The sequence below is a fragment of the Gordonia sp. LUNF6 genome, from assembly GCF_047041125.1.
GTDB classification, from domain to species: Bacteria; Actinomycetota; Actinomycetes; order Mycobacteriales; family Mycobacteriaceae; genus Gordonia; species Gordonia sihwensis.
On record NZ_CP178181.1, the window covers coordinates 1345687 to 1369168 of the forward strand.

Sequence of the window (23482 nt, forward strand, 5' to 3'; positions counted from 1 at the left end):
TCGGTCACCGATCGGCCGTGGGCGGCGTTGATGGCGCTGTGCGTCGGCTTCTTCATGATCCTCGTCGACATGACGATCGTCGCGGTCGCCCAGCCGCAGATCATGGAGGCGCTCGACGCCGATGTGAACGGGATCGTCTGGGTGACCAGCGCCTATCTGCTCACCTACGCGGTGCCGCTGCTGGTCGCCGGCCGTCTCGGCGACAAGATCGGGCCGAAGCGGGTGTACCAGGCCGGCCTGTTCCTGTTCACCGCTGCGAGCGTGTGGTGCGGACTGTCGGGAAGCATCGGCGAACTCATCGCGGCCCGCAGCGTGCAGGGACTCGGCGCGGCGCTGATCACACCGCAGACCATGGCGCTCATCACCCGCATCTTCCCGCCCGAGCGGCGCGGTGCGGCGATGGGCGTCTGGGGCACGGTCGCCGGTGTCGCCACACTGGTCGGTCCGCTTCTCGGCGGCGTCCTCACCGACTCGCTGGGGTGGGAGTGGATCTTCTTCGTCAATCTCCCGGTCGGGCTGGTCGGACTGGTGCTCGCCCAGATGCTGGTGCCCAGGGTGGAGACCCACGACCACAAGTTCGACTGGGTCGGCGTCGCGCTGTCCGCGGTGGGTCTGACGGCGCTGGTCTTCGGCATCCAGGAGGGAGAGTCGTACCACTGGGCGGCATGGATCTGGGTGCTCATCGGCGCCGGAGTCGCGGTGATGGGGGTGTTCGTCTTCTGGGAGAGCCGCACGCGGGGGGAGCCGCTGGTGCCCCTGTCGCTGTTCCGTGACCGCAACTTCAGTGTGTCGAACGTGGGTATCGCCACGATGGGATTCGCCGTCTCCGGTTCGATGATCCCGATCATGTTCTTCCTCCAGCTGGTCGGCGGGATGTCGCCGCTGCGGTCGGCGCTCGTCCTGGTGCCGATGGCCGTGCTGACCGGCATCTTCGCGCCGATCGTCGGGCGCGTGCTCGACCGGGTCCATCCGCGAAACGTGGTCGCGCTCGGACTGTTCGTCTATGCGGTGGCGTCCTTCTGGGCCGGAGCCGTGTTCCGGCCGGAGAGCCCGGTGTGGCTCCTGGTCGCGCCCACGCTCCTGATGGGTCTGGCGAGCGCCGGGATCTGGGCGCCGCTGGCGGCGACCGCGACGCGGAATCTGCCCTGGCATCAGGCGGGGGCGGGCGCCGGCGTGTACAACACCACGCGGGTCATCGGCTCGGTGATCGGTTCGGCGGGAATCGGTGCGCTGATGATGTCACGGCTCTCGGCGCACCTGCCGGGAGTCGACACCGCCGGCCACAGCGGCGAGGTTCATCAGCTGCCGGAGTTCTTGCGCGACGGATTCGCGAGAGCGATGGGCGAGTCGATCTATCTCGGCGCCGCCGTCCTGCTGGTGGGTGCCGTCGCCACGCTCTTCCTCGTGCGGACCTGAGTCGGTTCGGCGGACTGAGCCGCGGCCGCGTCTGACCCGGATTGTCGGAGGTGCCTCGTACCATCGTCACGACGGGCCGACTCCGGTCCGACAGACGATCTGGAGGGAGCGGGAGCATGTCACGGCCGTCCTACGACGATTCGGCGCTCGACGGCGCGTCGTGCGTGACGGAACCGCTGTTCGACCTCGAACCGCTGGCATTGTTCTCCGTCCCCGCCGACGCTGCGGAATCGACGCCCGAGCCCGCCGCGGCACGGAGCGTCACCTTCCTGCACACGGCCGACTGGCAACTCGGCATGACCCGGCACTTCCTGTCCGGGGACGCGCAGTCGACGTACAGTGCGGCCCGCGACGACGCAGTGGTGCGCATCGGCGATCTCGCACGCGCCACCGGAGCGGAGTTCGTCGTGGTGTGCGGAGATGTCTTCGACGACCCCCGGGTGTCGACCCGGATCATCCGCCGCACGCTCGCTGCGCTGGGCGAGTATCCGGTCCCGGTGTACCTGCTGCCCGGCAATCACGATCCGCTCGATGCCACCAGCGTGTACCGCTCGCGCGAGTTCGTCGCCGCCTGCCCGGACAACGTCATCGTCCTCGACGAGCCCGGGGTGGTGGCGGTGCGCGACGGTGTCGCATTGGTGGCGGCCCCGTGGACCACGAAACGGCCGTTGACCGACCTGGTGAGCGATCAACTGTCCCAGCTGACCGAGTCCGACGACATTCGGATCGTGGTCGGACACGGCGGGGTCGATTCGCTCAGTCCCAACGACGACCCGTCGATCGTCGGCAGCGCCGCCCTGGATGTCGCGGTGGCCGCGGAACTCGTCGACTACGTCGCCCTGGGGGATCGTCATTCGCTCACTTCGGTCGGCGACTCGGGGCGCGTGTGGTACTCCGGTGCGCCAGAGGTGACCGCATTCGATCATGTCGAGTCCGCGCCGGGGCACGTTCTGGAGGTGACCCTGAGCCGGGGCGGCGAGTCCTCGATCGAGGTGACCCCGCACCGCGTGGGGCAGTGGTCGTTTCGCACGATCCGCGAGCACATGAACGGCGCTGACGACATCGCGCGGCTGCGCGGACTGTTCTCCGAGATCCCGGACAAGTCGCGCACGGTGGTGCAATTGGCGTTGACCGGGACCATCAGCGTGACCGACGAAGTCGCACTGGCCGACCTGCTCGACGAGTTCGGCGACCGGTTCGCGGCGTTGAAGATCTGGGAGCGGCACCACGACTTGACCGTCGTGTCCGATCCTTCCGATGTGGCCCAGCTCGATCTCCAAGGCTATGCGGCGCTCGCCGCGGCCGAGCTGGCCGAGCGGGCGGCGTCGGATTCCGACGCCGCGGACGCCGCCGACGCGCGCGCGGCCCTCGCCCTGCTGTACCGGCTGGCGGGGGCGGGCCGATGAGACTGCACCGACTCCGAGTGGCGAACTTTCGCGGAGTGGCCGCCCGCGAGGTGGAGTTCGCCGACACGGGCGTCACCGTCATCGAGGGCGACAACGAGGCGGGCAAGTCGTCGATGATGGAGGCCTTCGACTTGTTGCTGACCGCTCAGGCGAGCAGCAAGGCGAGGAACGTCCGTGCCGTCCAGCCCGCGGGGCGCGACGTCGGTACCGAGGTTTGGGCCGATATCTCTTGCGGCTCTTGGCGTTTCGAGTACTTCAAACGTTTCAATCGGCAGCCGGAGACCACCTTGACGATCACGCGGCCGGTGCGTGAGCAACTCACCGGGCGCGAGGCGCACGAGCGTGTGGACCAGATTCTCGCGGAGGCGCTCGACAAGACGTTGTTCGGGGCGCTCCGATTGCTGCAGTCGGCCGACCCGCGGTTGGGCGACCTCGCGAACAGTTCGGCGCTCTCGCAGGCGCTCGACCGTGCGGCGGGACAGTCCGAGTCGGACGGCGGCGAGACGCCGCAGACCCAGGAACTGGTCGCGGCGGTGGCCGCGGAGTACAAGAAGTACTTCACCCTCGCCCAAGGACGGCCGACCGGTGAACTCGCCGCGGCCGCCGATGCGGCCGATCGGGCAGCCGCCGCGGTCGCCGAGCGCGAGGAGATCCTGGCGCGGGTTCAGGACGCCGCTGATCGGCTTCCCCGCGTGGCCGAGACCATCCGGCAGTTGGTGGCGCAAGAGCAGTCGGGCAACGTCGAGGTCTCCACCGCCGCCGCGGCGTTGGCGGAGGCCGAAGCGGTGAGCGAGCAGGTCAAGGCGGCTCGGGCCACAGTCGAGAGCAGGAAGCTGTCGCACCGGGTCGCGGCCGACGCGCTGCGAAGCCGTCGGCGCGACCGGGAACGAGCCGCGGCGCTGCGCGAGTCCCTCGCGGAGAATCGCCGAGCCGTGAGTCAGGCGCGCGCGAAGGCCGAGTCCGCCGCCGGCGAGGCGGCCGAGCTGGCGTCGGCGCTCGCGGAATCGCAGAAGCGGCGAGACGACCTCGGCGCGGAACTCCGGGCGGCCGAGAGGGCGGCGGTGGTCGCATCGGATCGGGCCCGTCTGGCCCGCCTGGACAACTCACTCGACGAGGTCCGGCGGCTGCGATCGGAATTGGCGTCGGCGCGTGCCGAAGCCGCAGCCGTCCCGGTGAGCGAGGACGACGTCCGGCTCGCCGCCGCACTCGAGCGCGATCTCGCCGCCACCGCGGCTCGGCTCGACGCGGCCGCACCCACGGTCACGATCACTCGCCTGGGCGCGGACGAGGTCCTCCTCGACGGTGAGACGGCGGCGGACGGTGCGCAGGTCTCGGCGGCGCGGCCCACAGTCGTGGAGGTGCCGGGATCGGTGCGCGTCGAGGTCCGGCCGGGCGCCGATTCCGCCGAGCCGGCCGCAGAACTGGAGACGCTCCGCGAGCGGGCCGCAGAGCTTCGTCGCCGGTGCGGAGTAGCCGAACTGTCGCTCGTCGCATCGGCGGCCGCGCGACGAGCGGAGATCCTTCGGCGGATTCAGGACACCGAGCGTGCCCTGGCGCGTGAGCTCGGCGGAGCCGAGGCGGAGGACCTCGAACGGCAGCGCCTGGACCTGCTGTCTCGCCTCACTCAGCAGGCGGGAGCAGACGCAGGCAACGGGCACGAGGGAGAGCGCGCTCACGCCGACCTCGCCGAGCTCCGGCGGATCGAGCGTGACGCGTCCGATCTCGCCGCGGAAGCCGACCGAGCACGGCAGGCGCGGCTGGCAGCGGTGCGTGAGTACGAGTCGCGGGCATCGGCGCTGGAGGAGACCGGCGTCCGCATCGCCGAAGAGTCGGCCGCGCTGGAGTCCGAGCTCAGCGACTCCGCCGCCGCGGCGTCCGACGAAACGCTCGCGGAGCGGGTCCGTGAGCACGCGGCCGAGGTCGACGACGCGGAGGCGGATCTGGCTCGGCTGACGCAGCGCCTCGAGCAGCTGGATCTGAACGGTTTGCGCGAGAAGCTCGCGCAGGCCGAGGCCGCGCAGGACCGGCTGCGCAGGCAGGTGTCGGAGCAGAAGCGAATCCAGACCGAGCTGTCGACCAGACTCGAGGTGTGCCGAAGCGACGGACGTCTCGATGAACTGTCGGAGGCGGTCGCGGCGAACGACGCCGCGCAGGCGCACCTGCAACGCGTCCGAGAGCGCGCCGCAGGAGCGCGTGTGCTGCACGAGACGCTGCAGCGCAAGCGCAACGAGAGCCGCGCGCGGTACGTGGATCCATTCGCCGAGCGTCTGGAGGAGCTGGCGGCCCCGGTCTTCGGCTCCGGTGTGTCGTTCCACATCGACGACGACTTCGTCATCGCCACCCGCACCCTCGACGGCGTCACGGTCGACGTCGACTCGCTCTCGGGCGGTGCCAAGGAGCAGCTCGGTCTGCTCGCCCGGCTCGCCTGCGCCACTCTGGTCGACAAGGCCGACGGGGTGCCGTTGATCCTCGACGATGCGCTCGGCTACACCGATCCGACGCGCCTGGCCTCGATGGCCCATGTGCTCGGCACCGCGGGTGGCGATGCGCAGATCATCGTCCTGACCTGCACGCCCGACCGGTACCGGGAAGTGGCCGGAGCCAAGCTGATCGCCGTCTGACGCGCTGCGGTGACCCCGGTGTTGGGCGGTGAGGTCCCTGTGCGCTAATGTTGCTTTCGCCCGATGAGCCCCCCTAGCTCAGGGGATAGAGCGTCTGCCTCCGGAGCAGAAGGTCGTAGGTTCGAATCCTACGGGGGGCACCAGATCTGTCAGCGCTGATCATTCTCAGCGGTCCTCCGAGACCTCGCCTGGCCAGGTGAATCCCTGCCGAACGTCGCAGTGTGTCAGTAACCTACCGACCATGCCGACACAGCTCGATCCGCGCCCGAACGGTGTCCTCTCGTCCGTGACGGAGACCGACTGGGATGCGATCGCGGCGTGGACCGACGACAAGTACATGTCATTCGACGTCCGGCCGTCGGGCCGTTCGACGTCGCCCTGCTCGTCGATGTTCTCGATCGACGTCGGTGAGATCACCATGACGCACTTCCGGTACGGCACCGAGGTGGCACTGCGGGACTTCGACGCCGAAGCGGGCAACGTGCTGGTTCTGACCACGCTGCGCGGACGGACGCGGCACCGGGTGGGGCGCGCCGAGGGGACCGAACTCGGGGCCGGGCAGACGTTCGTCGCGGACTGCAGCCGCACCGACTTCCGGCTCGCCGCCGACGACGACCATCTGCAACTCAATCTCACGGTGCCGCACCGACTGCTCGCCGATCTCTCGCTGCAGTGGTGGGGCCACGTCCCCGACGACGCCCTGTGGTCCCGCGGCGCCGTGATCGGCGGATCGGGGAGCCCGTGGTGGAATCTGCTCGGGTATGCGACGAGTACGGCGGCCATCTCGCCCGAGGCAGTCGCCTCGGGCAGAATCGGGCTCCATCTGCAGGAGCTCATCGCCGCGCAACTCCTGCACGATTGGGCGCTGCGAGCCGCCGTCGACCTCGAACGTCGGCCCGCCGTGGCGGCACCGGGCTATGTCCGCACCGCGGCGCACTTCATCGACGCCCACGCCCGCGACCTGCCGACGGTGGCCGAGATCGCGGCCGCGGCGGGCGTGAGCGTGCGGTCGCTGAGCGGTGGATTCGCTCGTTATCTGGGAACGTCGGTGCGCTCCTATCTCGTCGAGCAGCGCCTCCAAGGCGTCTACCGCGAACTGCGCTCCGGCGCCGAGTCGGTGACGGCGACCGCCCACGCCTGGGGTTATGTGAACCTCGGCGTCTTCGCGGCCTCCTATCGACGCAGGTTCGGCGAGAATCCCTCCGAGACGCTCGCTCGCGCGCGGTCGTGACCCGCCGCCGGTAGGGACGAGTCTCCGCTACGAGAAGCTCGCCGCTCGGAGACGGTGCCTGCCGTTCGCAGACGTACCCGGCCGTGAACACCGGCCAGGATCACTGGTGCCATCAACTGCTGCACAGGAGATCCCGATGCCCGACCTCACCCGCCTCGACGACATTCTGAACCGAGCCGCCTCCGCCGACGACGCCCAGCGCGTGCCCGGCGTCGTCGCGACCGTCACCCGCAGCGGCGGCGACGCCTACCTCGGCACCGCGGGCGTCCGGTCCGTGGACGACGGTCGGCCGATGACCGCCGACACGGTATTCGCGATCTTCTCGTGCACCAAGGCGCTCACCTCCACCGCCGTGCTGCAATGCGTGGAGGAGGCGCTGGTCGACCTCGACGCCCCGGCTGCGGACTATGTACCGGACATCAGCCGGCTGCAGGTGCTCGAGGGCTTCGCCCCGGACGGCTCACCGCGACTGCGGCCACCGTCGACGCAGATCACCACCCGGATGCTGCTGCTCCACACGGCGGGCCTGTCGTACTCCTTCTTCTCACCGGATTACGCCCGCCTGCTCGAGTCGACGGGACAGCCGGACATTCTCACCGCATCCCGCGAATGCCTCACCTCGCCACTGCTCTTCGACCCCGGGACTCGGTGGGGATACGGCACCAACATCGACTGGGCCGGGCTGGTGGTGGAAGCCGTTCGGGGACAACGGCTGTCGCAGGTGATGCGGGAGCGGATCTTCGAGCCCCTCGGCATGGACGATTCGGCCTTCGTCATGAGCCGGTCGATGGCGGATCGTCGCGCGGAGGTCCACCAGCGCGTCGACGACGGGTCATTGGTCGCCACCGGCCTGGTGCTTCCGCAGGACCCGGAGGTCGACATGGGCGGACAGGGGGTGTACGCCACGATCCCGGACTACACCCGCTTCCTGCGGATGTGGTTGCGGGACGGCGAGGGCGAGCGCGGTCGGGTGCTCGCGCCCGAGACCGTGCGGGCGGCATCCCGGAACGGGCTGGGCGAGCTGAAGATCGGAAAGCTCGTCGGGTCGGCGCCGGCCCTGACTCACGACGCGGAGTTCTTCCCCGGGCAGTCCAAGTCGTGGGCCTACTCGTTCATGGTCAACGACGAGCCCGCACCGACGGGCCGGTCGGCGGGCTCGCTCGCGTGGGCCGGACTGGCCAACCTCTACTACTGGATCGACAGGGAGGCAGACGTCGCCGGGATGTGGGGCTCGCAAGTGCTGCCGTTCGCCGATCCCGCGTCGGTCGCCGCCTTCCTGGACTTCGAGACCGCGGTGTACCGCTCGATCCGCTGAGGCGCGGTCACCGTCCCTCGCCGCGGCGGCGGAGACGCAACCGGTCCCATTCGGCGATGCGCTCGCGGACGGAGGCTTCGAAACCGTTGGCCGTCGGCCGGTACAGCGGTTCGTGCTCCAGGCCTTCGGGGAAGTAGTCGGCCCCGGAGAACCCGTCCTCGGCGTCCGGGTCGTAGCGGTAGCCGGCACCGTAGCCGAGCTCGCGCATCAATCCGGTGGGCGCATTCAGAATGTGCTTCGGCGGCATGAGCGATCCGGTGCGCCGGGCGAGGGCCCGGGCCGCCCCGAATCCCCGGTAGACGGCGACCGACTTCGGCGCGGTGGCCAAGTACACCACCGCCTGTGCGATGGCGAGCTCACCTTCGGGTGAGCCGAGCCGCTCGTATGTGTCCCACGCGGCCAGCGCCTGCGCGAGCGCCCGGGGATCGGCCATGCCCACGTCCTCGGCGGCGAAGCGCACGATGCGCCGGGCGATGTAGAGCGGATCCTCTCCGCCGTCGAGCATCCGGGCCAGCCAGTACAAGGCGGCATCGGCGTCGGAGCCGCGCATCGACTTGTGCAGGGCCGAGATCAGGTTGTAGTGCCCTTCCTGCGACTTGTCGTACAGGGGAGCCCGCTGCTGCACCAGCCGGACCAACTCGTCGACGCCGATCGGCGTGCTGATGTGGCCGAGTTGCTCGACGAGGTTGAGCAGATAGCGTCCGTCGCCGTCGGCCATCGCGATCAGCGCCTGCCGGGCCTCGCCGTCGAGGGGCAGCTCTCGTCCCGTCAGAGTCTCGGCTCGTTCGACCAACTCGACGAGCGCGGCCTCCTCGAGTCGTTTGAGAACGAAGACTCGGCAGCGGGAGAGCAGGGCGGCGTTGAGCTCGAAGCTGGGGTTCTCGGTGGTCGCGCCCACCAGGACGACGGTGCCGTCTTCGACGTAGGGAAGGAAGGAGTCCTGCTGCGCGCGGTTGAACCGATGCACCTCGTCGACGAACAGCAGGGTGCCGCGGCCGAGCTCGCGGCGCTTCTCCGCCGCGCGGAACACCTTCCGCAGATCGGCGACTCCCGCGAATGTCGCCGACAGCGGTTCGAAGACGAGGTCGGTCTGTTCGGCGAGAAGCCGCGCGATCGTCGTCTTGCCGCAGCCCGGGGGACCCCACAGGATCATCGACGCCAGCCGCTTCTCGGCGACCATCTGGCCGATCGCTCCGTCCGGGCCGAGGAGGTGGTCCTGCCCGACCACCTCCGTGATCGACCGAGGCCGCATTCGGTCGGCGAGCGGACGGCCGGTGTCGTCGGGCTCGAAGAGTGACGGCTGTTGCACGCTGTGCTCCTCGTCGCGCGGATGCTGCCCCGATTGTAGGTGCGCCCTCCGACATCCGGCCGTCTGCGCCGGTGGCCGTCAGCTCGTCACACGGTCGGCCGTGGGTTGGGATTCGAGGTAGCGCTCCCGGGAGTCGTCGAGCTCGTCGATCCAGCGGGTGTGGTGAACGGCGGCCATCGTTCCCGTCATCACCGACGGGTACACCTGATCCCGGTAGGTGAGGATGTTCCGCTTCTTGTCGGCCTTCCATTCGAGGAAGATCCGCACCACCTCGTCGAGGTCGAACATCGGGTAGTCCGTCTGCTCGATCAGATCGCGGATGTAGTCGGCCTGGAAACGCACCGCGGCGGCGTCGTCCTCGACGCCGCGGTAACGATCGGCCCACTGACGCATGTGCGCGGCGCGCTCAGCGGCGGACGGGAGCTGGGCTCGACCGAGGATGAGGTCCCGGACATACCAGGCCTGCGCGTCGAACATGTTGAACGTGAACCACTGATTCTGCGCGCCGAGGTAGTGCAGGTGCGGGTTCGCCTGCCACGTCACGCCCCGGTAGAGACCGCCGGGGTAGAGGTTGTTGGGCGAACGCAGATGCAGATGCTCCGGGAGGAACGGGTAGTGGTGCAGGTACCCGGTGCAGAGGATGATCGCGTCGAACTCTCCGGATGAGCCGTCGATGAAGGTGGCGACACCGCCGTCGATCCGGTCGATCTGCGGTCTCTCGTCGACACCGTCGGGCCACGCGAATCCCTGCGGCCGCGACCGGCAGCTCATCGTCACGTGCCGGGCCCCCATCTTGTGAGATTGGATGCCGATGTCCTCGGCGGAGTACGACCCCCGACGAGCAGCAGGCGCTGACCGGCGAATCGCTCGGCGCCGCGGAACTCGTGCGCGTGGATCACCTCGCCGGGAAAGGTTTCGATTCCCGCGATGTCGGGGACATTGGGAAATGAGAAATGACCCGTCGAGACGATGACTTCGTCGAAGACCTCGGTGGAGGTCACATGCTCGCGCAGATCGTCGACGGTGACGGTGAACTGTTCGGTCTCATCGTCGAATTCCACCCGACGCACCACGTGAGCGAATCGGACGAGTTCTTTCACACCCGACTGGACGGCACGGCCGTTGATGTAATCCCAGAGGACTTCGCGAGGAGGATAAGAGGAGATCGGACGGTTGAAATGCTCGTCGAATGTGTACTCGGCGAACTCGAGCGCCTCTTTGGGGCCGTTGGACCACAGATTCCGGTACATGCTCGAATGCACGGGTTCGCCGTACCCGTCGGTTCCAGTGCGCCAGGTGAAGTTCCACTGTCAACCCCAGTCGTCCTGCTTCTCGTAGCAGACCACTTCGGGGATCTCGGAGCCGGACTTCTCCGCCGATTTGAAAGCGCGCAGGGCTGCCATTCCACTGGGCCCCGCGCCGATGATCGCAACTCTTTTCACACTATTCAACATTTTACCTTTCACGCCAGACTGGACTGAGGGATGTCGTTGGAATCCGCTGGTCCCGGGCCGTGTACCGACCCATCTGTGGTCAAACGATCGATGGTCGTCCCAAGGGTCACGATGGTGAATTGTCCGACCGATGTCAAACTCGTCGGGAGTGATTTCAGCGGCGTGATAGAATTGCGCGTTTCGCATTCTTCAGAGCGAATCGGTCGCCGGCTCGGTGGCTCGTGGCACCGGCTGCCCGCTACGGTCGGTCCATGACCGCCCCGCATTCCCGCGCTCTCAACCGAAACACCGTGCTGTGCGTCTCGCTGGCGGCGCGGCCGTCCGACATCGGGACCCGCTTCCACAACTATCTCTACAACCGGTTGGGCCTGAACTTCGTCTACAAGGCCTTCGCGCCGACCGACATCGCCTCGGCGGTGGCCGGGATCCGTGGCCTCCCGATCCGCGGTGCCGGGGTGTCGATGCCGTACAAGGAGGCGGTGATCGACCTGATCGACGTGATGGAGGAGTCGGCCGCGGCCATCGACTCGGTGAACACGATCGTCAACGACGACGGCGTGCTCCACGCGTACAACACCGACTATCAGGCGGTCGCCGACCTGCTGGCCGCCTCGCGCTTCGATCGCACCGCGCCGGTGGCCGTCGCCGGAAGCGGCGGAATGGCGAAGGCGGTGGTCGCGGCGCTGCGTGCGACCGGCTTCACCGATGTGACCGTGGTCGCGCGCAACCGGGCCGCCGGTGCCGTGCTCGCCGCGCGATACGGCTACCGGCATGCGGTCAACGCAGCGGGACTCGCCCCCGCAACTCTCGTCAACGCGACGCCGATCGGCATGGCCGGGGGACCGGACGCCGACGCGCTGCCGTTCGACGAGGCTCTCGTCGACGCGGCGACCGGTTGTCTCGACGTGGTGGCGATGCCGCCCGACACGCCGATGGTGCGGGCGATGCGGGCACGCGGACTCGAGACGATCAGCGGAGACGCGGTGATCGCCGGCCAGGCCGCGGCGCAGTTCGCGCTCTACACCGGAGTGACGCCGACGCCGGAACAGATCCGGGAGGCGTCCGAGTACTCACGTGCCGGCGATGCGACACTGACCGGGTGACTTCGACTACCGGCGCGCCCTCGGTGAAAGTGATCGCCTTCGACACCTTCGGGACGGTGGCCGACTGGCATACCGGGGTCAGTCGTGTTCTGGCTCAGATCTTTCCGGAGATCGACGCCTCGGCGCTGGCGCGTTCCTGGCGACGAACCTACGCGCCGGCACTGGCCGAGGTGGAACAGGGGAGCCGGGACTGGACGCTGCTCGACGATCTGCATCGCGAATCACTCGACCGGCTGCTGCGCGAAGAGCACGGAATCCGGGCCGGTGCCGATCAGCTGGACGCCGCGGTGCACGCGTGGCACGTCCTCCCGGCGTGGCCGGATTCGCCCGAGGGACTCCGTCGCCTCAAGGAGAGGTACACGATTTGCGCCCTGAGCAACGGCAACGTGGCACTCCTGACCGAGATGGCCAAGTCCGCGGGTCTGCCCTGGGACTTCATCGGCGGCTCGGACCTCTGGCGCCACTACAAACCGTCCGGTGAGGTGTACCTCGGGCTCGCGCGGCTGATGCGGGTGGATCCCGGTGAGGTCCTGATGGTCGCGACGCACGTGACCGATCTCGCCGCGGCGCGTGGATTCGGCCTGCAGACGGCGTATGTGGAGCGGCCCGCGGAATGGGGTCCGGAGCCCAAGCCGGAGGCGCGCTGCCCCGACGATCGCTTCCACGTTCGCGGCATCGACGAACTCGCGACCCTGCTCGGCTGCTGAACCGCGCTACCGCCACTACGCCCGCGTCATGACGCAGATCCGTCCGTTCCTCATGTTCCAGGGGGCCGTCGCCGCCGACGCGATCGACCTGTACCTCTCCGCATTCCCCGGCGGACGCGTGGTCACGTCCACGCCGCACGCCGACCCGGCCCAGGGCATCATGCTCGCCGAACTCGATCTCGCCGGTCTGCGGGTGCTGGTCAGCGACAGCGCCGTCGGCCACGCCTTCGATTTCACCCCGTCGAGTTCGCTGTTCGTCGACGTCGACGATCGCGCCGAGCTCGAGCGTCTCGCCGCACTTCTCGGCGAAGGCGGCGGGGTCTTGATGCCGATCGGCGACTACGGCTTCTCGCAGGCCTTCGCCTGGGTCAACGACCGATTCGGAGTGTCCTGGCAGCTGAACCTGCCCTGAGCACTTCGCCCGGCGGGTGGGGCCTCGGACAGCGCCGATTCCCGGCACCGAGGTCCGATTGTCGTGAACCGCACCTGGGACAATAAGATAGGTTCCCGTGACTCCCACCGAACTCGCTGCTCTGCTTCGCGCTGCGACGCAGAAGGTCTTCCACGCTCATGACCTCGATACGTCGTTGATTCCGGAGACCGTGGTCGTGGAGCGTCCGCGCAGCCCGGAGCACGGCGATTACGCCACCAACATCGCCCTGCAACTGGGCAAGCGCGCGGGAGCCAATCCGCGCGAACTGGCGACGTGGCTGGCCGACGAGTTCGCGACCGACCCCGGCATCGACTCCGCGGAGGTCGCCGGACCCGGATTCGTCAATCTGCGCTTGGCTGCGGCCGCACAGAATCAGACGGTCGCCGCCGTCCTCGCACAGCGGGATGCGTACGGCCGCGGTGATGAGCTCTCGGCGCTGAACGTGAACCTGGAGTTCGTGTCCGCCAATCCCACCGGCCCCATCCACCTCGGCGGCACACGCTGGGCCGCGGTGGGCGACGCACTAGGGCGCGTGCTCACCGCACGCGGCGCGAAGGTGACGCGCGAGTACTACTTCAACGACCACGGCGAGCAGATCAACCGGTTCGCGAACTCGCTGCTGGCCGCGGCCAAGGGCGAGCCGACCCCCGACGACGGGTACGCCGGCGAGTACATCGACGAGATCGCCGCGACCGTCGTCGAGAAGTCGCCCGGAGTCCTCGAGCTGCCGGTCGCGGAGGCGCGGGAGGTCTTCCGTGCCGAGGGCGTGGAGCTCATGTTCGCGCACATCAAGCGGACGCTGCACGAGTTCGGCACCGATTTCGACGTCTACACGCACGAGAACTCGATGTTCGATCGAGGCCTCGTCGAGCAGGCGATCGACGAGCTCAAGGCCAACGGGAACCTGTACGAGGCCGAAGGCGCCTGGTGGCTGCGGTCGACGAATTACGGCGACGACAAGGACCGCGTCGTCATCAAGAGCGACGGGAACGCCGCCTACATCGCCGGCGACATCGCCTACCTCAAGGACAAGCACGACCGCGGCGCCAATCACCTCATCTACATGCTCGGCGCCGATCACCACGGCTACGTGGTTCGGCTGAAGGCCGCAGCCGCCGCGCTGGGATACGACCCCGAAGCCGTCGAGGTCCTCATCGGGCAGATGGTGAATCTGGTGAGGGACGGACAGCCGGTCCGGATGTCCAAGCGCGCGGGAACCGTCATCACGCTCGACGACCTCGTCGAGGCGGTCGGAGTCGACGCCGCCCGCTACGCGCTCATCCGCTCGTCGATCGACGTCAACATCGACATCGACCTCGATCTGCTGCGCAAGCAGTCCTCCGACAACCCGGTCTACTACGTGCAGTACGCGCATGCCCGGCTGTCGGCGCTGGCCCGTCACGCGGCCGAGCTCGGGTTGTCGGCGAGCACCGCGCGTCTGGAGCTTCTCGACGACGAGTCCGAGGGCGATCTGATCCGCACCATCGGCGACTTCTCCGAGGTGGTCGCCACCGCCGCCGCACTGCGCGAACCGCATCGGGTCTCCCGCTACCTGGAGTCGCTGGCCGGTGCCTATCACCGGTTCTACGCGCGCTGCCGCGTCCTCCCGCAGGGCGACGAGGAGGCGGGCGATGTGCACGCCGCCCGGCTCGCGCTTTGCGAAGCCACCCGCCAAGTCCTCGCCAACGGCCTCGAGCTGGTCGGCGTCAGCGCTCCGGAGAGAATGTGATGGCACACCCCGCCGGCCCCCGCCACGCCGAGATCCTCGCCGCTCCGCATCTCGCGGAGCGCCCCAACCGCCCCGAAGAGCTCTCCCGTATCCCGGAGAACGTCTACCCGCGTGGGACCGTCCGCGACGAGGACGGCGTCGTGACGATCGGCGGAGTCCGGGTCGACCGGCTCGCCGAGCAGTACGGCACCCCGCTGTTCGTGTACGACGAAGCGGACTTCCGGTCGCGCTGCGCCGACATGCAGCGGGCGTTCGGGCCGTACGGCCGCGTGCACTACGCGTCGAAGGCCTTTCTCTCCTCGCAGGTCGCGAAGTGGATCGAGTCCGAGGGCCTCTCGCTCGACGTCTGCTCCGGAGGCGAACTGGCGGTGGCGCTGCACGCGGGATTCCCCGCCGAGCGCATCGCACTGCACGGCAACAACAAGGCCGAGGACGAACTGGCGGCGGCACTCGACGCGGGTGTCGGGGACATCGTCCTGGACTCGATGATCGAGATCGAGCGTCTGGACCGTCTCGCCGGTGAACGGGGAGTGGTCGCCGACGTGCTGGTCCGGGTGACTCCGGGCGTCGAGGCGCACACTCACGAGTTCATCTCGACGGCGCACGAGGACCAGAAGTTCGGTTTCGCACTCGCCGGCGGTGTGGCGCTCGACGCGGTTCGCGCGGTCTTCGCCGCCGACAACCTGCGTCTGGTGGGGCTGCACAGCCACATCGGCTCGCAGATCTTCGAGATCGACGGATTCGAGCTCGCCGCACGCCGGGTGATCGGCCTGCTCGCCGACATCGTCGCCGAGTTCGGGGTCGAGAAGACCTCGCAGCTCAAGGTGCTCGACCTCGGCGGCGGTCTCGGCATCTCATACCTGGAGAGCGACGACCCGCCGCCGGTCAGTGTGCTGGCCGAGGCCCTGGCGGAGATCGTCCGCCGCGAGTCGGCCGCGCTGAACCTGCCGATGCCGACCATCGCGGTCGAACCCGGTCGCGGGATCGCGGGGCCGGCGGGCGTGACGCTGTACCGGGTGGGAACCGTCAAGGACGTCGCACTCGACGGGAACACCGTGCGCCGGTACGTCTCGGTCGACGGCGGCATGAGCGACAACATCCGCACGGTGCTCTACGACGCCGAGTACGACGTCCGGCTCGCCTCGCGGGTCTCGGACGCGAAGGCCGTCGTCTGCCGGGTGGTGGGCAAGCACTGTGAGAGCGGCGATATCGTTATCCGCGACTGCTGGCTGCCGGACGACCTGGTCCCGGGCGATCTGCTCGTGGTGGGCGCCACCGGCGCCTACTGCTATTCCATGTCGAGCCGCTACAACATGGTGCCGCGTGCGGCGGTCGCGACAGTCAATGACGGCCGGTCCCGGCTCATGCTGAGGCGGGAGACGGTGGAGGACTTCTTGAGCCTGGAGGTGGACCCGGAATGAGCGAATCATCCCGTCCGATCGGCGTGGCCGTGTTGGGCATGGGCAATGTCGGCACCGAGGTCGTTCGGATTCTGACCCAGAACGCCGCCGACCTGCGGGCTCGGATCGGCGCGCCGCTCGTGCTCCGGGGCGTCGCGGTGCGCGATGCCTCCCGAGCGCGCGAGGGCGTCGATCCGGCGTTGCTGACCGACGATCCGCACAGCCTCGTCGCCCGCGACGACGTCGACATGGTGGTCGAGCTGATCGGCGGCATCGAGCCGGCCCGCGCGCTCATCAAGACCGCCCTGGAGTCGGGCAAGTCCGTCGTCACCGCCAACAAGGCGCTGATCGCCGCGCACTCGGGCGAACTGGCCAAGGCGGCCGAGGACAACCGGGTCGACCTGTACTTCGAAGCGGCGGTCGCGGGCGCGATCCCGGTGATCCGCCCGCTGACCCAGTCGCTCGCGGGCGACTCGGTGAATCGGGTGGCCGGAATCGTCAACGGCACCACCAACTACATCCTCTCGGAGATGGACGAGACCGGCGCGGGCTACGGCAAGGTACTCGCCGAGGCCGGCCGGCTGGGCTACGCCGAGGCCGATCCCACCGCGGACGTCGAAGGATACGACGCGGCTTCGAAGGCCGCGATTCTCGCCTCGATCGCCTTCCATTCCCGGGTCACCGCGTCGGACGTCTACCGCGAGGGGATCACCAAGATCACCTCGAAGGATCTCGAGGCGGCGAAGAAGTTCGACTGCACGGTGAAGCTCCTGGCCATCTGCGAGCGCATCCAGACCGCCGACGGGGAGAAGATCTCCGCCCGCGTCTACCCGGCGCTGGTTCCGTTGGAGCACCCGCTCGCCACCGTCAACGGCGCGTTCAACGCCGTCGCCGTGGAGGCGGAGAATGCCGGCCGCCTGATGTTCTACGGTCAGGGCGCCGGCGGCGCACCCACCGCATCGGCGGTGCTCGGTGATCTGGTGATGGCCGCCCGGAACCGGGTGTACCACGGGCGCGGTCCGCTGGAATCCACGTATGCCTCGCTGCCGATCGCGTCGATCGACGAGGTCCCGACGCGCTACTACGTCTCGATGAAGGTCGCCGACAAGCCCGGAGTCCTTCAGCAGGTGGCGGGCGAGTTCGCGGCGCGCGACGTCAGCATTGCCGCGGTACGCCAGGAGGGCGCGGGCACCGACGCCCGGCTGATCGTCGTCACACATCGCGCCTCCGACCGCGCACAGTCGGAAACCGTTGCCGCACTTGAACAGATGGACTCCGTAATCAAGGTGTCCAGCGTGCTCCGTCTGGAGGGAACCAATGACTAACGCCGAGTACCAGCCCGTCCACCGCGGATGGCCGGGCCTGATCGAGGCCTACCGCGACCGCATGCCGGTGCGCGACGACTGGAAGATCGTCACCCTCCTGGAGGGCGCGACGCCGTTGGTGGCGGCTCCGGTGCTCTCGGAGATCACCGGCTGCGAGGTCTACCTCAAGGTGGAGGGGCTCAACCCCACCGGGTCGTTCAAGGACCGCGGTATGACGATGGCCGTCACCAATGCCGTCAACAACGGCAAGAAGGCGGTCCTCTGCGCCTCGACCGGCAACACGTCGGCGTCGGCTGCGGCGTATGCGACGCGCGCGGGAATCACCTGTGCGGTGCTGATCCCCGAGGGCAAGATCGCGATGGGCAAGCTCGCTCAGGCCGTCATGCACGGCGCGAAGGTGATCCAGGTGCAGGGCAACTTCGACGACTGTCTGGAGCTCGCGCGCAAGGTGACCGCCGACTACCCGGAGATCGAGCTGGTCAACTCGGTGAACCCGGCCCGCATCGAGGGCCAGAAGACGGCGTCGTTCGAGATCGTCGACGTCCTCGGCAAGGCCCCCGACGTGCACGCACTCCCGGTCGGTAACGCGGGAAACATCACCGCGTACTGGAAGGGTTACCGCGAGTACCACTCCGACGGGATCATCGACTCCCTGCCGCGCATGCTCGGCGTCCAGGCCGCCGGTGCCGCGCCGCTGGTCAACGGAGCCCCGGTGAGCGACCCGGAGACCATCGCGACCGCGATCCGCATCGGCTCGCCGGCCAGCTGGAACCAGGCCGTCGCCGCCAAGGACGAGTCGGGCGGCATGTTCCGGGCGGCCACCGACGAGAAGATCCTCGAGGCGTACAAGCTGGTCGCCGGACGCGAAGGCGTCTTCGTGGAGCCGGCCTCGGCCGCCAGCGTCGCCGGCCTGCTCGCGAGCCGCGAGGAGGGCTGGGTGAAGCCGGGGGAGACCGTGGTGTGCACCGTGACCGGCAACGGTTTGAAGGACCCGGACACGGCGCTGCTCGGCATGCCGAAGGTGGATGCGATCCAGGTCGATCCCGTCGCCGTGGCGACTGCGCTGGGTGTGAACTGACGACGTGGAAACGGCGATGACCAACGACGCGCTGATCGGGCATCCCGACGCGGAATGCATTCTGCCCGAGGGGCTTTCGGTCCGAGTGAAGGTCCCGGCGTCGAGTGCGAATCTGGGTCCGGGGTTCGATTGCCTCGGCATGGCCCTCGCGATCTACGACGAGGTCGCGGTCACCGTCACCGGAACCGGCATCACCGTCGCGGTGACCGGCGAAGCCGCCGACCAGGTTCCGCTCGACGAGCGCCACTTGGTGGCGCGCGCGGTGGTCCGGGGGTTCGAGAGCGCCGGCGTCGCAGTCGGCGGTTTCCACCTCGAATGCCGCAACGCGATCCCGCACTCGCGCGGGCTGGGGTCGTCGGCCGCGGCAGCGGTGGGCGGACTCGCGGCGGCGTCGGCGCTGGTGGCCCTCGACGGTCGGCGCCCGGCCCTCGACGACGCTGCGCTGGTGCAGCTCTCCAGTGAGTTCGAAGGCCATCCCGACAATGCGGCGGCGTCCGTGCTGGGCTCGGCGGTGGTGACGTGGTCGCACGGTCAGGAGTCGTTCTACGCCCGCCGGTTGGAGTTGCATCCGGCGGTGGTGGCCACGGTATTCGTGCCGCAGACCGAGTCGTCCACCGAGACCACGCGCGGCCTGCTTCCCGACGCGGTGCCGCGAGCGGACGCGGTCTTCAACGTCAGCCGCGCGGCACTGGGAGTCGTGGCACTGACCACCGATCCCGCCTGGCTGATCGACGCCACCGAGGACCGTCTGCACCAGGGCTATCGCGAACAGGCGCTTCCAGAGACGACTCGCCTGGTGCATTCATTGCGCGAACGCGGACACGCCGCTACCGTATCGGGTGCTGGGCCTTCGGTTCTGGTGCTGGGAACGAGTCCCCTCGGAACGCACGAGGCAGACCTCGCCGCCGATCTGGGTTTCGCGATGATCCCCGTCGCGGTGGCGGACGGCGTCGAGGTGGTCTCCTGACGCAGCGGCTACCCGGTGGTACGCTGAGAGTGCTTCACCGGGACCCAGGGCGTGTCTGATCTCCACCCGATTGTCCGGCGAACCAACAATTTTTGCTCCTCCACCCGTGTTCTGGGTGGGGCCCCCGGCATCTGAAGCCGGGGAACGAAAGGAATTCCGTGACCGAAACGGATGTGCAGGCACCCAAGCGGGCCCGTACCGGACTTTCCGCCATGCTGCTGCCCGAACTCCGCAGTCTGGCTGCTGAGCTGGGCATCAAGGGCACGTCGGGAATGCGCAAGGGCGATCTGATCGACGTGATCAGGGCTCATCAGCACGGCGGAGCAGGCTCCGCCAAGGGCGCAGAGAAGGCCGCAGCGGACAAGCGTGCAGAGAAGCCCGCAGAGAAGTCCGACGCAGAGAAGTCCGACGCAGAGAAGTCCGACGCAGCGAAGTCTGCGCCGGAGAAGCCGCAGGCCGGCGAGCGTGCCGCGAACGATCAGCAGCCCGGTGGACGGCGCAACGCCCGGCGCGGCGCCGATGCTGCGGGCGACGGTGGATCGTCGCAGACCGCGAAGGCTCCGCAGACCGACAGCGCTGACCAGAAGAGCGCTGACCAGAAGAGCTCCGACCAGAAGGGCTCCGACCAGCGCAACACCGAGCAGGGCCGCGACGAGAAGCCCGCCCAGCAGCGCGGCGAGCAGGACGGCGACGGCAACCGGCGCAACCGCAACCGGAACCGCGGGGGAGAGCGGAACCAGGGCGACAAGAGCCAGGACGGCGGCGATAAGTCGGGTCAGGGCAATCAGAACCAGGGCGGGAACCAGAACCAGGGTCAGAAGAACCAGGGCGGCAACCAGGGCCAGGGCGGCAACCAGGGCGGCGGTCAGAACCAGAACCGCAACAACAACGATGACGACGACGGCGAGGGCGGTGGTCGTCGCCGCGGACGCCGGTTCCGCGAGCGTCGTCGCGGACGCGACCGCGACGGCGGCAACGCGGGGGAGCCCCAGGTCAACGAGGGCGACGTCCTCGCGCCGGTGGCGGGCATCCTCGACGTGCTCGACAACTACGCGTTCGTGCGGACGTCCGGCTACCTGGCCGGACCCAACGACGTCTACGTATCGATGAACATGGTCCGCCGCAACGGACTGCGCCGCGGTGACGCGATCACCGGTGCCGTGAAGGTGCCGCGCGAGGGCGAGAACCCCAACAACCAGCGGCAGAAGTTCAATCCGCTGGTGCGGCTGGACACCGTCAACGGCACCGACGTCGACTCGGCGCGCAAGCGTCCCGACTTCACCAAGCTGACTCCGCTCTACCCGAATCAGCGACTGCGGCTCGAGACCACGCCCGAACGGATCTCCACCCGCGTCATCGACCTGATCATGCCGATCGGCAAGGGGCAGCGTGCGCTGATCGTCTCCCCGCCGAAGGCCGGTAAGACGACGATCCTGCAGGACATCGCGAACGCGATCACCACCAACAATCCGGAATGCCACCTGATGGTGGTGCTGGTGGACGAGCGTCCCGAAGAAGTCACCGATATGCAGCGGAGTGTGAAGGGCGAGGTCATCGCGTCGACCTTCGACCGCCCGCCGTCGGATCACACCAGCGTCGCGGAGCTCGCGATCGAGCGTGCCAAGCGGCTGGTGGAGAACGGTATGGACGTCGTCGTGCTGCTCGACTCGATCACCCGTCTCGGCCGCGCGTACAACAACGCATCGCCCGCCTCGGGCCGCATCCTCTCCGGTGGTGTCGACTCCCAGGCGCTGTATCCGCCGAAGCGATTCCTCGGTGCCGCGCGCAACATCGAGAACGGCGGATCGCTGACGATCATCGCTTCGGCGCTGGTCGAGACCGGGTCGACGGGCGACACGGTGATCTTCGAGGAGTTCAAGGGCACGGGCAACGCCGAACTGAAGCTCGACCGTAAGATCGCCGAGCGGCGCGTCTTCCCCGCGGTCGACGTCAACCTGTCGAGCACGCGCAAGGACGAGCTCCTGCTGTCGCCGGATGAGTTCGCCATCGTCCACAAACTGCGCCGTCTGCTCTCCGGACTGGACTCGCAGGCCGCGATCGACCTGCTCGTCGCGCAGCTCAAGAAGACGCGGAGCAATGTCGAGTTCCTGATGCAGGTGAGCAAGAACGCGCCCAGCGTCGTCGACAACGACTGAGGCCTCCACCGCGGAGTGGTGCACTGTGCCGTATTCCGTGACCCGAATCGGGTCACGGGGTACGGCACAGGGGCGTTTCGGGAGAGTGCGGCGTCAGTAGACGTCGCGGCGGTACTGACCCGACTCGCGCAGCCGCTGGAGTTCGGCGCGTGCTCCCTCATCGTCGAAGCCGCCGTACTCGCGAATGATCGCCACCAGGGTCTCCTCCACGTCGCGTGCCATCTTGGTGGCGTCGCCGCAGACGTAGAGGACCGCGCCGTCGCGGATCCAGCTGTACAGTTCTTCGCCCCGTCCTCCCATGAGGTGCGAGACGTAGACCTTCTCGTCCTGCTCGCGGGAGAAGGCGACGTCGAGCCGGAGGGTCCCGTCGGCTTCCATCGCCCACATCTCGTCGCGGTACAGGAAGTCCTGGTCGCGATGTCGAGCACCGTGGAACAGCCAGTTGCGTCCTCGGCCGTTGTCCTGGCGGCGCTCGTGCAGAAAGGCACGGAACGGGGCGATGCCCGTGCCCGGGCCCACCATGATGATGTCGGTGTCCGGCTCGGGCAGCCGGAACGACTTGTTGGCCGTCACGTAGATCCCCACGGTGTCGCCGGGTTCCACGCGGTCGGCGAGATAGGTGGACGCGGCGCCGCCGCGGTCGCGGCCATCGCCCCAGAACTCGGTCGCGAAATGTCGCACGGTGGCGGGCGTCAGGTGCAGGGTTCCCTCGTGGACGGCAGGCGACGACGAGATCGAGTACGTGCGGGCGGCGAGGGGGCGCAGTTCGCCGAGGAAGGCCTCGGGCGTCGGAAACCAGGTGGGGTCCAGGTTGAGCAGGTCCAGGACGTCCCTGCCGCGCGACCATTCTTCGAGTGCGGCACGGTCGCCGGCCAGCAGGTCGGCCACCTCTCCGACGCCGCGGGCGTTCGCGAGGTGATCGAGCAGGTACGGCGAGACCGAGGTGATCTCGAAACCGTGTGTGAGTGCATTGGTGAGCGTCCGCTCACCCTTGCGGTCGGTGATCACCGTGTCGCCCGGAACGCCGAGCCGGTCGACGATCGCGGCGACCAGCGCCGGCTCGTTGGCGGGGGTGACGTTGACGGCATCGCCTGGCAGGTACTCCAGCCCGGAGCCGGAGATGTCGAGTACGAGGTGGCGCACCTCCCTGTCGCTGTCGGGTGCCGTCAGGAGGCTGTTGCGCACCACGGTCGCAGGGTACGGATTCCGGCGGGACCAGCGAGGCCGTTTCGAGGCGCGGGCGGTTGCGGCATCACTCGTCGGATTCGCGGTCGTCATGTGTACTCGGTGCTCCCGGAGGCTCGCAGGGACGTGGTGCGGGGTGGACGGCGTCCTCGACCGGGCCGGTCCGAGTACGAGGGTAGACCGTCCGGCGGTCGGCTCCGGTTGGGCCCGACAGGAAGAGAGACCGGTCTCACTGCGATCTGACTGCTGTCGCGCTGGAGGACCGCCAGGCCTCGCACCTGCGCGATTGGCCGGGGTGACCGGGGTTGTGGAATAATTCTTCGGTCAGTCCGGTTCCGGTTCACACCACTGAAAAATCAGAGGTGACCCGGCGACCATGATGAAGGGACATCAATGAAGCAGGGAATCCATCCCGACTACGAGGTGACCACCGTCAACTGCGGTTGCGGCAATGAGTTCACCACGCGCAGCACCGCCAAGGGCGGCCACATCACCGTGGAAGTCTGCTCCAACTGCCACCCGTTCTACACCGGCAAGCAGAAGATCCTCGATACCGGCGGTCGTGTGGCTCGCTTCGAGAAGCGTTACGGCAAGCGCGTCAAGTAGCTTGCATCCGGCGCCCGGCGAGAGATCCCAGCGGATCTCGA

General features: G+C 68.5%; 17 protein-coding genes, 1 tRNA gene and 1 pseudogene. 16 read left to right on the forward strand and 3 right to left on the reverse strand.

Going from position 1 to position 23482, the window contains the following annotated elements:
- The first annotated feature begins 30 nt into the window (after positions 1–30).
- From ACK8HH_RS06310 to ACK8HH_RS06335, 6 genes are all read left to right on the forward strand, one after another.
- The gene (locus tag ACK8HH_RS06310; protein WP_051999642.1) at positions 31–1416 is read left to right on the forward strand and encodes a DHA2 family efflux MFS transporter permease subunit; all 1386 of its coding nucleotides are present in this window, start codon (positions 31–33) and stop codon (positions 1414–1416) included.
- A gap of 116 nt (positions 1417–1532) precedes the next feature.
- The gene (locus ACK8HH_RS06315) at positions 1533–2822 is read left to right on the forward strand and encodes a metallophosphoesterase family protein (protein ID WP_006896429.1); all 1290 of its coding nucleotides are present in this window, start codon (positions 1533–1535) and stop codon (positions 2820–2822) included.
- The gene (locus tag ACK8HH_RS06320) at positions 2819–5443 is read left to right on the forward strand and encodes an AAA family ATPase (protein WP_412475633.1); all 2625 of its coding nucleotides are present in this window, start codon (positions 2819–2821) and stop codon (positions 5441–5443) included. Before ACK8HH_RS06315 ends, ACK8HH_RS06320 begins: the two co-directional genes overlap by 4 nt.
- 67 nt (positions 5444–5510) lie before the next feature.
- Positions 5511–5586: transfer RNA gene (locus ACK8HH_RS06325), tRNA-Arg, on the forward strand.
- Between the two features lie 98 nt (positions 5587–5684).
- Positions 5685–6674 (forward strand): AraC family transcriptional regulator, encoded by a 990-nt coding sequence (locus ACK8HH_RS06330; protein WP_346075744.1) that lies wholly within the window; start codon positions 5685–5687, stop codon positions 6672–6674.
- Positions 6675–6810: 136 nt separating this feature from the next.
- Positions 6811–7989: a serine hydrolase domain-containing protein gene (locus tag ACK8HH_RS06335; RefSeq protein ID WP_412475718.1), complete on the forward strand. Its 1179-nt coding sequence runs from the start codon at positions 6811–6813 to the stop codon at positions 7987–7989.
- Positions 7990–7996: 7 nt separating this feature from the next.
- On the opposite strand, the gene ACK8HH_RS06340 is transcribed toward ACK8HH_RS06335, so the two are convergent.
- Both ACK8HH_RS06340 and ACK8HH_RS06345 read right to left on the reverse strand, forming a co-directional pair.
- Positions 7997–9298 (reverse strand): replication-associated recombination protein A, encoded by a 1302-nt coding sequence (locus ACK8HH_RS06340; protein ID WP_412475634.1) that lies wholly within the window; start codon positions 9296–9298, stop codon positions 7997–7999.
- 78 nt (positions 9299–9376) lie between these two features.
- Positions 9377–10701: pseudogene (locus tag ACK8HH_RS06345) on the reverse strand (NAD(P)-binding domain-containing protein).
- Positions 10702–11003: 302 nt separating this feature from the next.
- Between ACK8HH_RS06345 and ACK8HH_RS06350 the strand changes: the two are divergent.
- The 9 genes from ACK8HH_RS06350 (at position 11004) to rho (ending at position 21650) form a co-directional block, all read left to right on the forward strand.
- Positions 11004–11855 (forward strand): shikimate 5-dehydrogenase, encoded by an 852-nt coding sequence (locus ACK8HH_RS06350; RefSeq protein WP_006896421.1) that lies wholly within the window; start codon positions 11004–11006, stop codon positions 11853–11855.
- Complete coding sequence (locus ACK8HH_RS06355; RefSeq protein WP_231875733.1) at positions 11852–12562, forward strand: haloacid dehalogenase type II; 711 nt, start codon at positions 11852–11854, stop codon at positions 12560–12562. Before ACK8HH_RS06350 ends, ACK8HH_RS06355 begins: the two co-directional genes overlap by 4 nt.
- 28 nt (positions 12563–12590) lie before the next feature.
- Positions 12591–12974: a VOC family protein gene (locus ACK8HH_RS06360; RefSeq protein ID WP_006896419.1), complete on the forward strand. Its 384-nt coding sequence runs from the start codon at positions 12591–12593 to the stop codon at positions 12972–12974.
- 97 nt (positions 12975–13071) lie between these two features.
- A complete protein-coding gene (gene argS / locus ACK8HH_RS06365) occupies positions 13072–14724 on the forward strand; it encodes an arginine--tRNA ligase (protein WP_006896418.1) in 1653 nt (550 codons plus the stop codon).
- The gene (gene lysA, locus ACK8HH_RS06370) at positions 14721–16145 is read left to right on the forward strand and encodes a diaminopimelate decarboxylase (RefSeq protein ID WP_174302286.1); all 1425 of its coding nucleotides are present in this window, start codon (positions 14721–14723) and stop codon (positions 16143–16145) included. The genes argS and lysA overlap by 4 nt, the downstream gene beginning before the upstream one ends.
- On the forward strand, positions 16142–17449 hold the full coding sequence (locus ACK8HH_RS06375; RefSeq protein WP_006896416.1) for a homoserine dehydrogenase: 1308 nt from the start codon (positions 16142–16144) through the stop codon (positions 17447–17449). Before lysA ends, ACK8HH_RS06375 begins: the two co-directional genes overlap by 4 nt.
- Positions 17442–18527 (forward strand): threonine synthase, encoded by a 1086-nt coding sequence (thrC, locus tag ACK8HH_RS06380; protein ID WP_006896415.1) that lies wholly within the window; start codon positions 17442–17444, stop codon positions 18525–18527. Before ACK8HH_RS06375 ends, thrC begins: the two co-directional genes overlap by 8 nt.
- A 16-nt stretch (positions 18528–18543) precedes the next feature.
- Positions 18544–19494, forward strand: a complete 951-nt coding sequence (thrB, locus tag ACK8HH_RS06385; protein WP_039867429.1) for a homoserine kinase — start codon at positions 18544–18546, stop codon at positions 19492–19494.
- A 158-nt stretch (positions 19495–19652) separates the two neighbouring features.
- Positions 19653–21650 (forward strand): transcription termination factor Rho, encoded by a 1998-nt coding sequence (rho, locus tag ACK8HH_RS06390; RefSeq protein WP_412475635.1) that lies wholly within the window; start codon positions 19653–19655, stop codon positions 21648–21650.
- 93 nt (positions 21651–21743) lie between these two features.
- On the opposite strand, the gene ACK8HH_RS06395 is transcribed toward rho, so the two are convergent.
- The gene (locus ACK8HH_RS06395; protein ID WP_006896412.1) at positions 21744–22928 is read right to left on the reverse strand and encodes a sulfite reductase flavoprotein subunit alpha; all 1185 of its coding nucleotides are present in this window, start codon (positions 22926–22928) and stop codon (positions 21744–21746) included.
- A 300-nt stretch (positions 22929–23228) separates the two neighbouring features.
- Between ACK8HH_RS06395 and rpmE the strand changes: the two genes are divergently transcribed.
- The gene (rpmE, locus tag ACK8HH_RS06400; RefSeq protein WP_006896411.1) at positions 23229–23441 is read left to right on the forward strand and encodes a 50S ribosomal protein L31; all 213 of its coding nucleotides are present in this window, start codon (positions 23229–23231) and stop codon (positions 23439–23441) included.
- Positions 23442–23482: the final 41 nt, after the last annotated feature.

What these genes read in the sequence shown, in the direction of transcription:
- ACK8HH_RS06350 (WP_006896421.1), top strand. Translation starts at nt 11,004, where the DNA reads ATGACCGCCCCGCATTCCCGCGCTCTCAACCGAAACACCGTGCTGTGC.
- ACK8HH_RS06320 (WP_412475633.1), top strand. Translation starts at nt 2,819, where the DNA reads ATGAGACTGCACCGACTCCGAGTGGCGAACTTTCGCGGAGTGGCCGCC.
- ACK8HH_RS06315 (WP_006896429.1), top strand. Translation starts at nt 1,533, where the DNA reads ATGTCACGGCCGTCCTACGACGATTCGGCGCTCGACGGCGCGTCGTGC.
- ACK8HH_RS06310 (WP_051999642.1), top strand. Translation starts at nt 31, where the DNA reads ATGGCGCTGTGCGTCGGCTTCTTCATGATCCTCGTCGACATGACGATC.
- ACK8HH_RS06395 (WP_006896412.1), bottom strand. Translation starts at nt 22,928, where the DNA reads ATGACGACCGCGAATCCGACGAGTGATGCCGCAACCGCCCGCGCCTCG.
- ACK8HH_RS06335 (WP_412475718.1), top strand. Translation starts at nt 6,811, where the DNA reads ATGCCCGACCTCACCCGCCTCGACGACATTCTGAACCGAGCCGCCTCC.
- ACK8HH_RS06330 (WP_346075744.1), top strand. Translation starts at nt 5,685, where the DNA reads ATGCCGACACAGCTCGATCCGCGCCCGAACGGTGTCCTCTCGTCCGTG.
- thrC (WP_006896415.1), top strand. Translation starts at nt 17,442, where the DNA reads ATGACTAACGCCGAGTACCAGCCCGTCCACCGCGGATGGCCGGGCCTG.
- thrB (WP_039867429.1), top strand. Translation starts at nt 18,544, where the DNA reads ATGACCAACGACGCGCTGATCGGGCATCCCGACGCGGAATGCATTCTG.
- rpmE (WP_006896411.1), top strand. Translation starts at nt 23,229, where the DNA reads ATGAAGCAGGGAATCCATCCCGACTACGAGGTGACCACCGTCAACTGC.
- ACK8HH_RS06375 (WP_006896416.1), top strand. Translation starts at nt 16,142, where the DNA reads ATGAGCGAATCATCCCGTCCGATCGGCGTGGCCGTGTTGGGCATGGGC.
- ACK8HH_RS06360 (WP_006896419.1), top strand. Translation starts at nt 12,591, where the DNA reads ATGACGCAGATCCGTCCGTTCCTCATGTTCCAGGGGGCCGTCGCCGCC.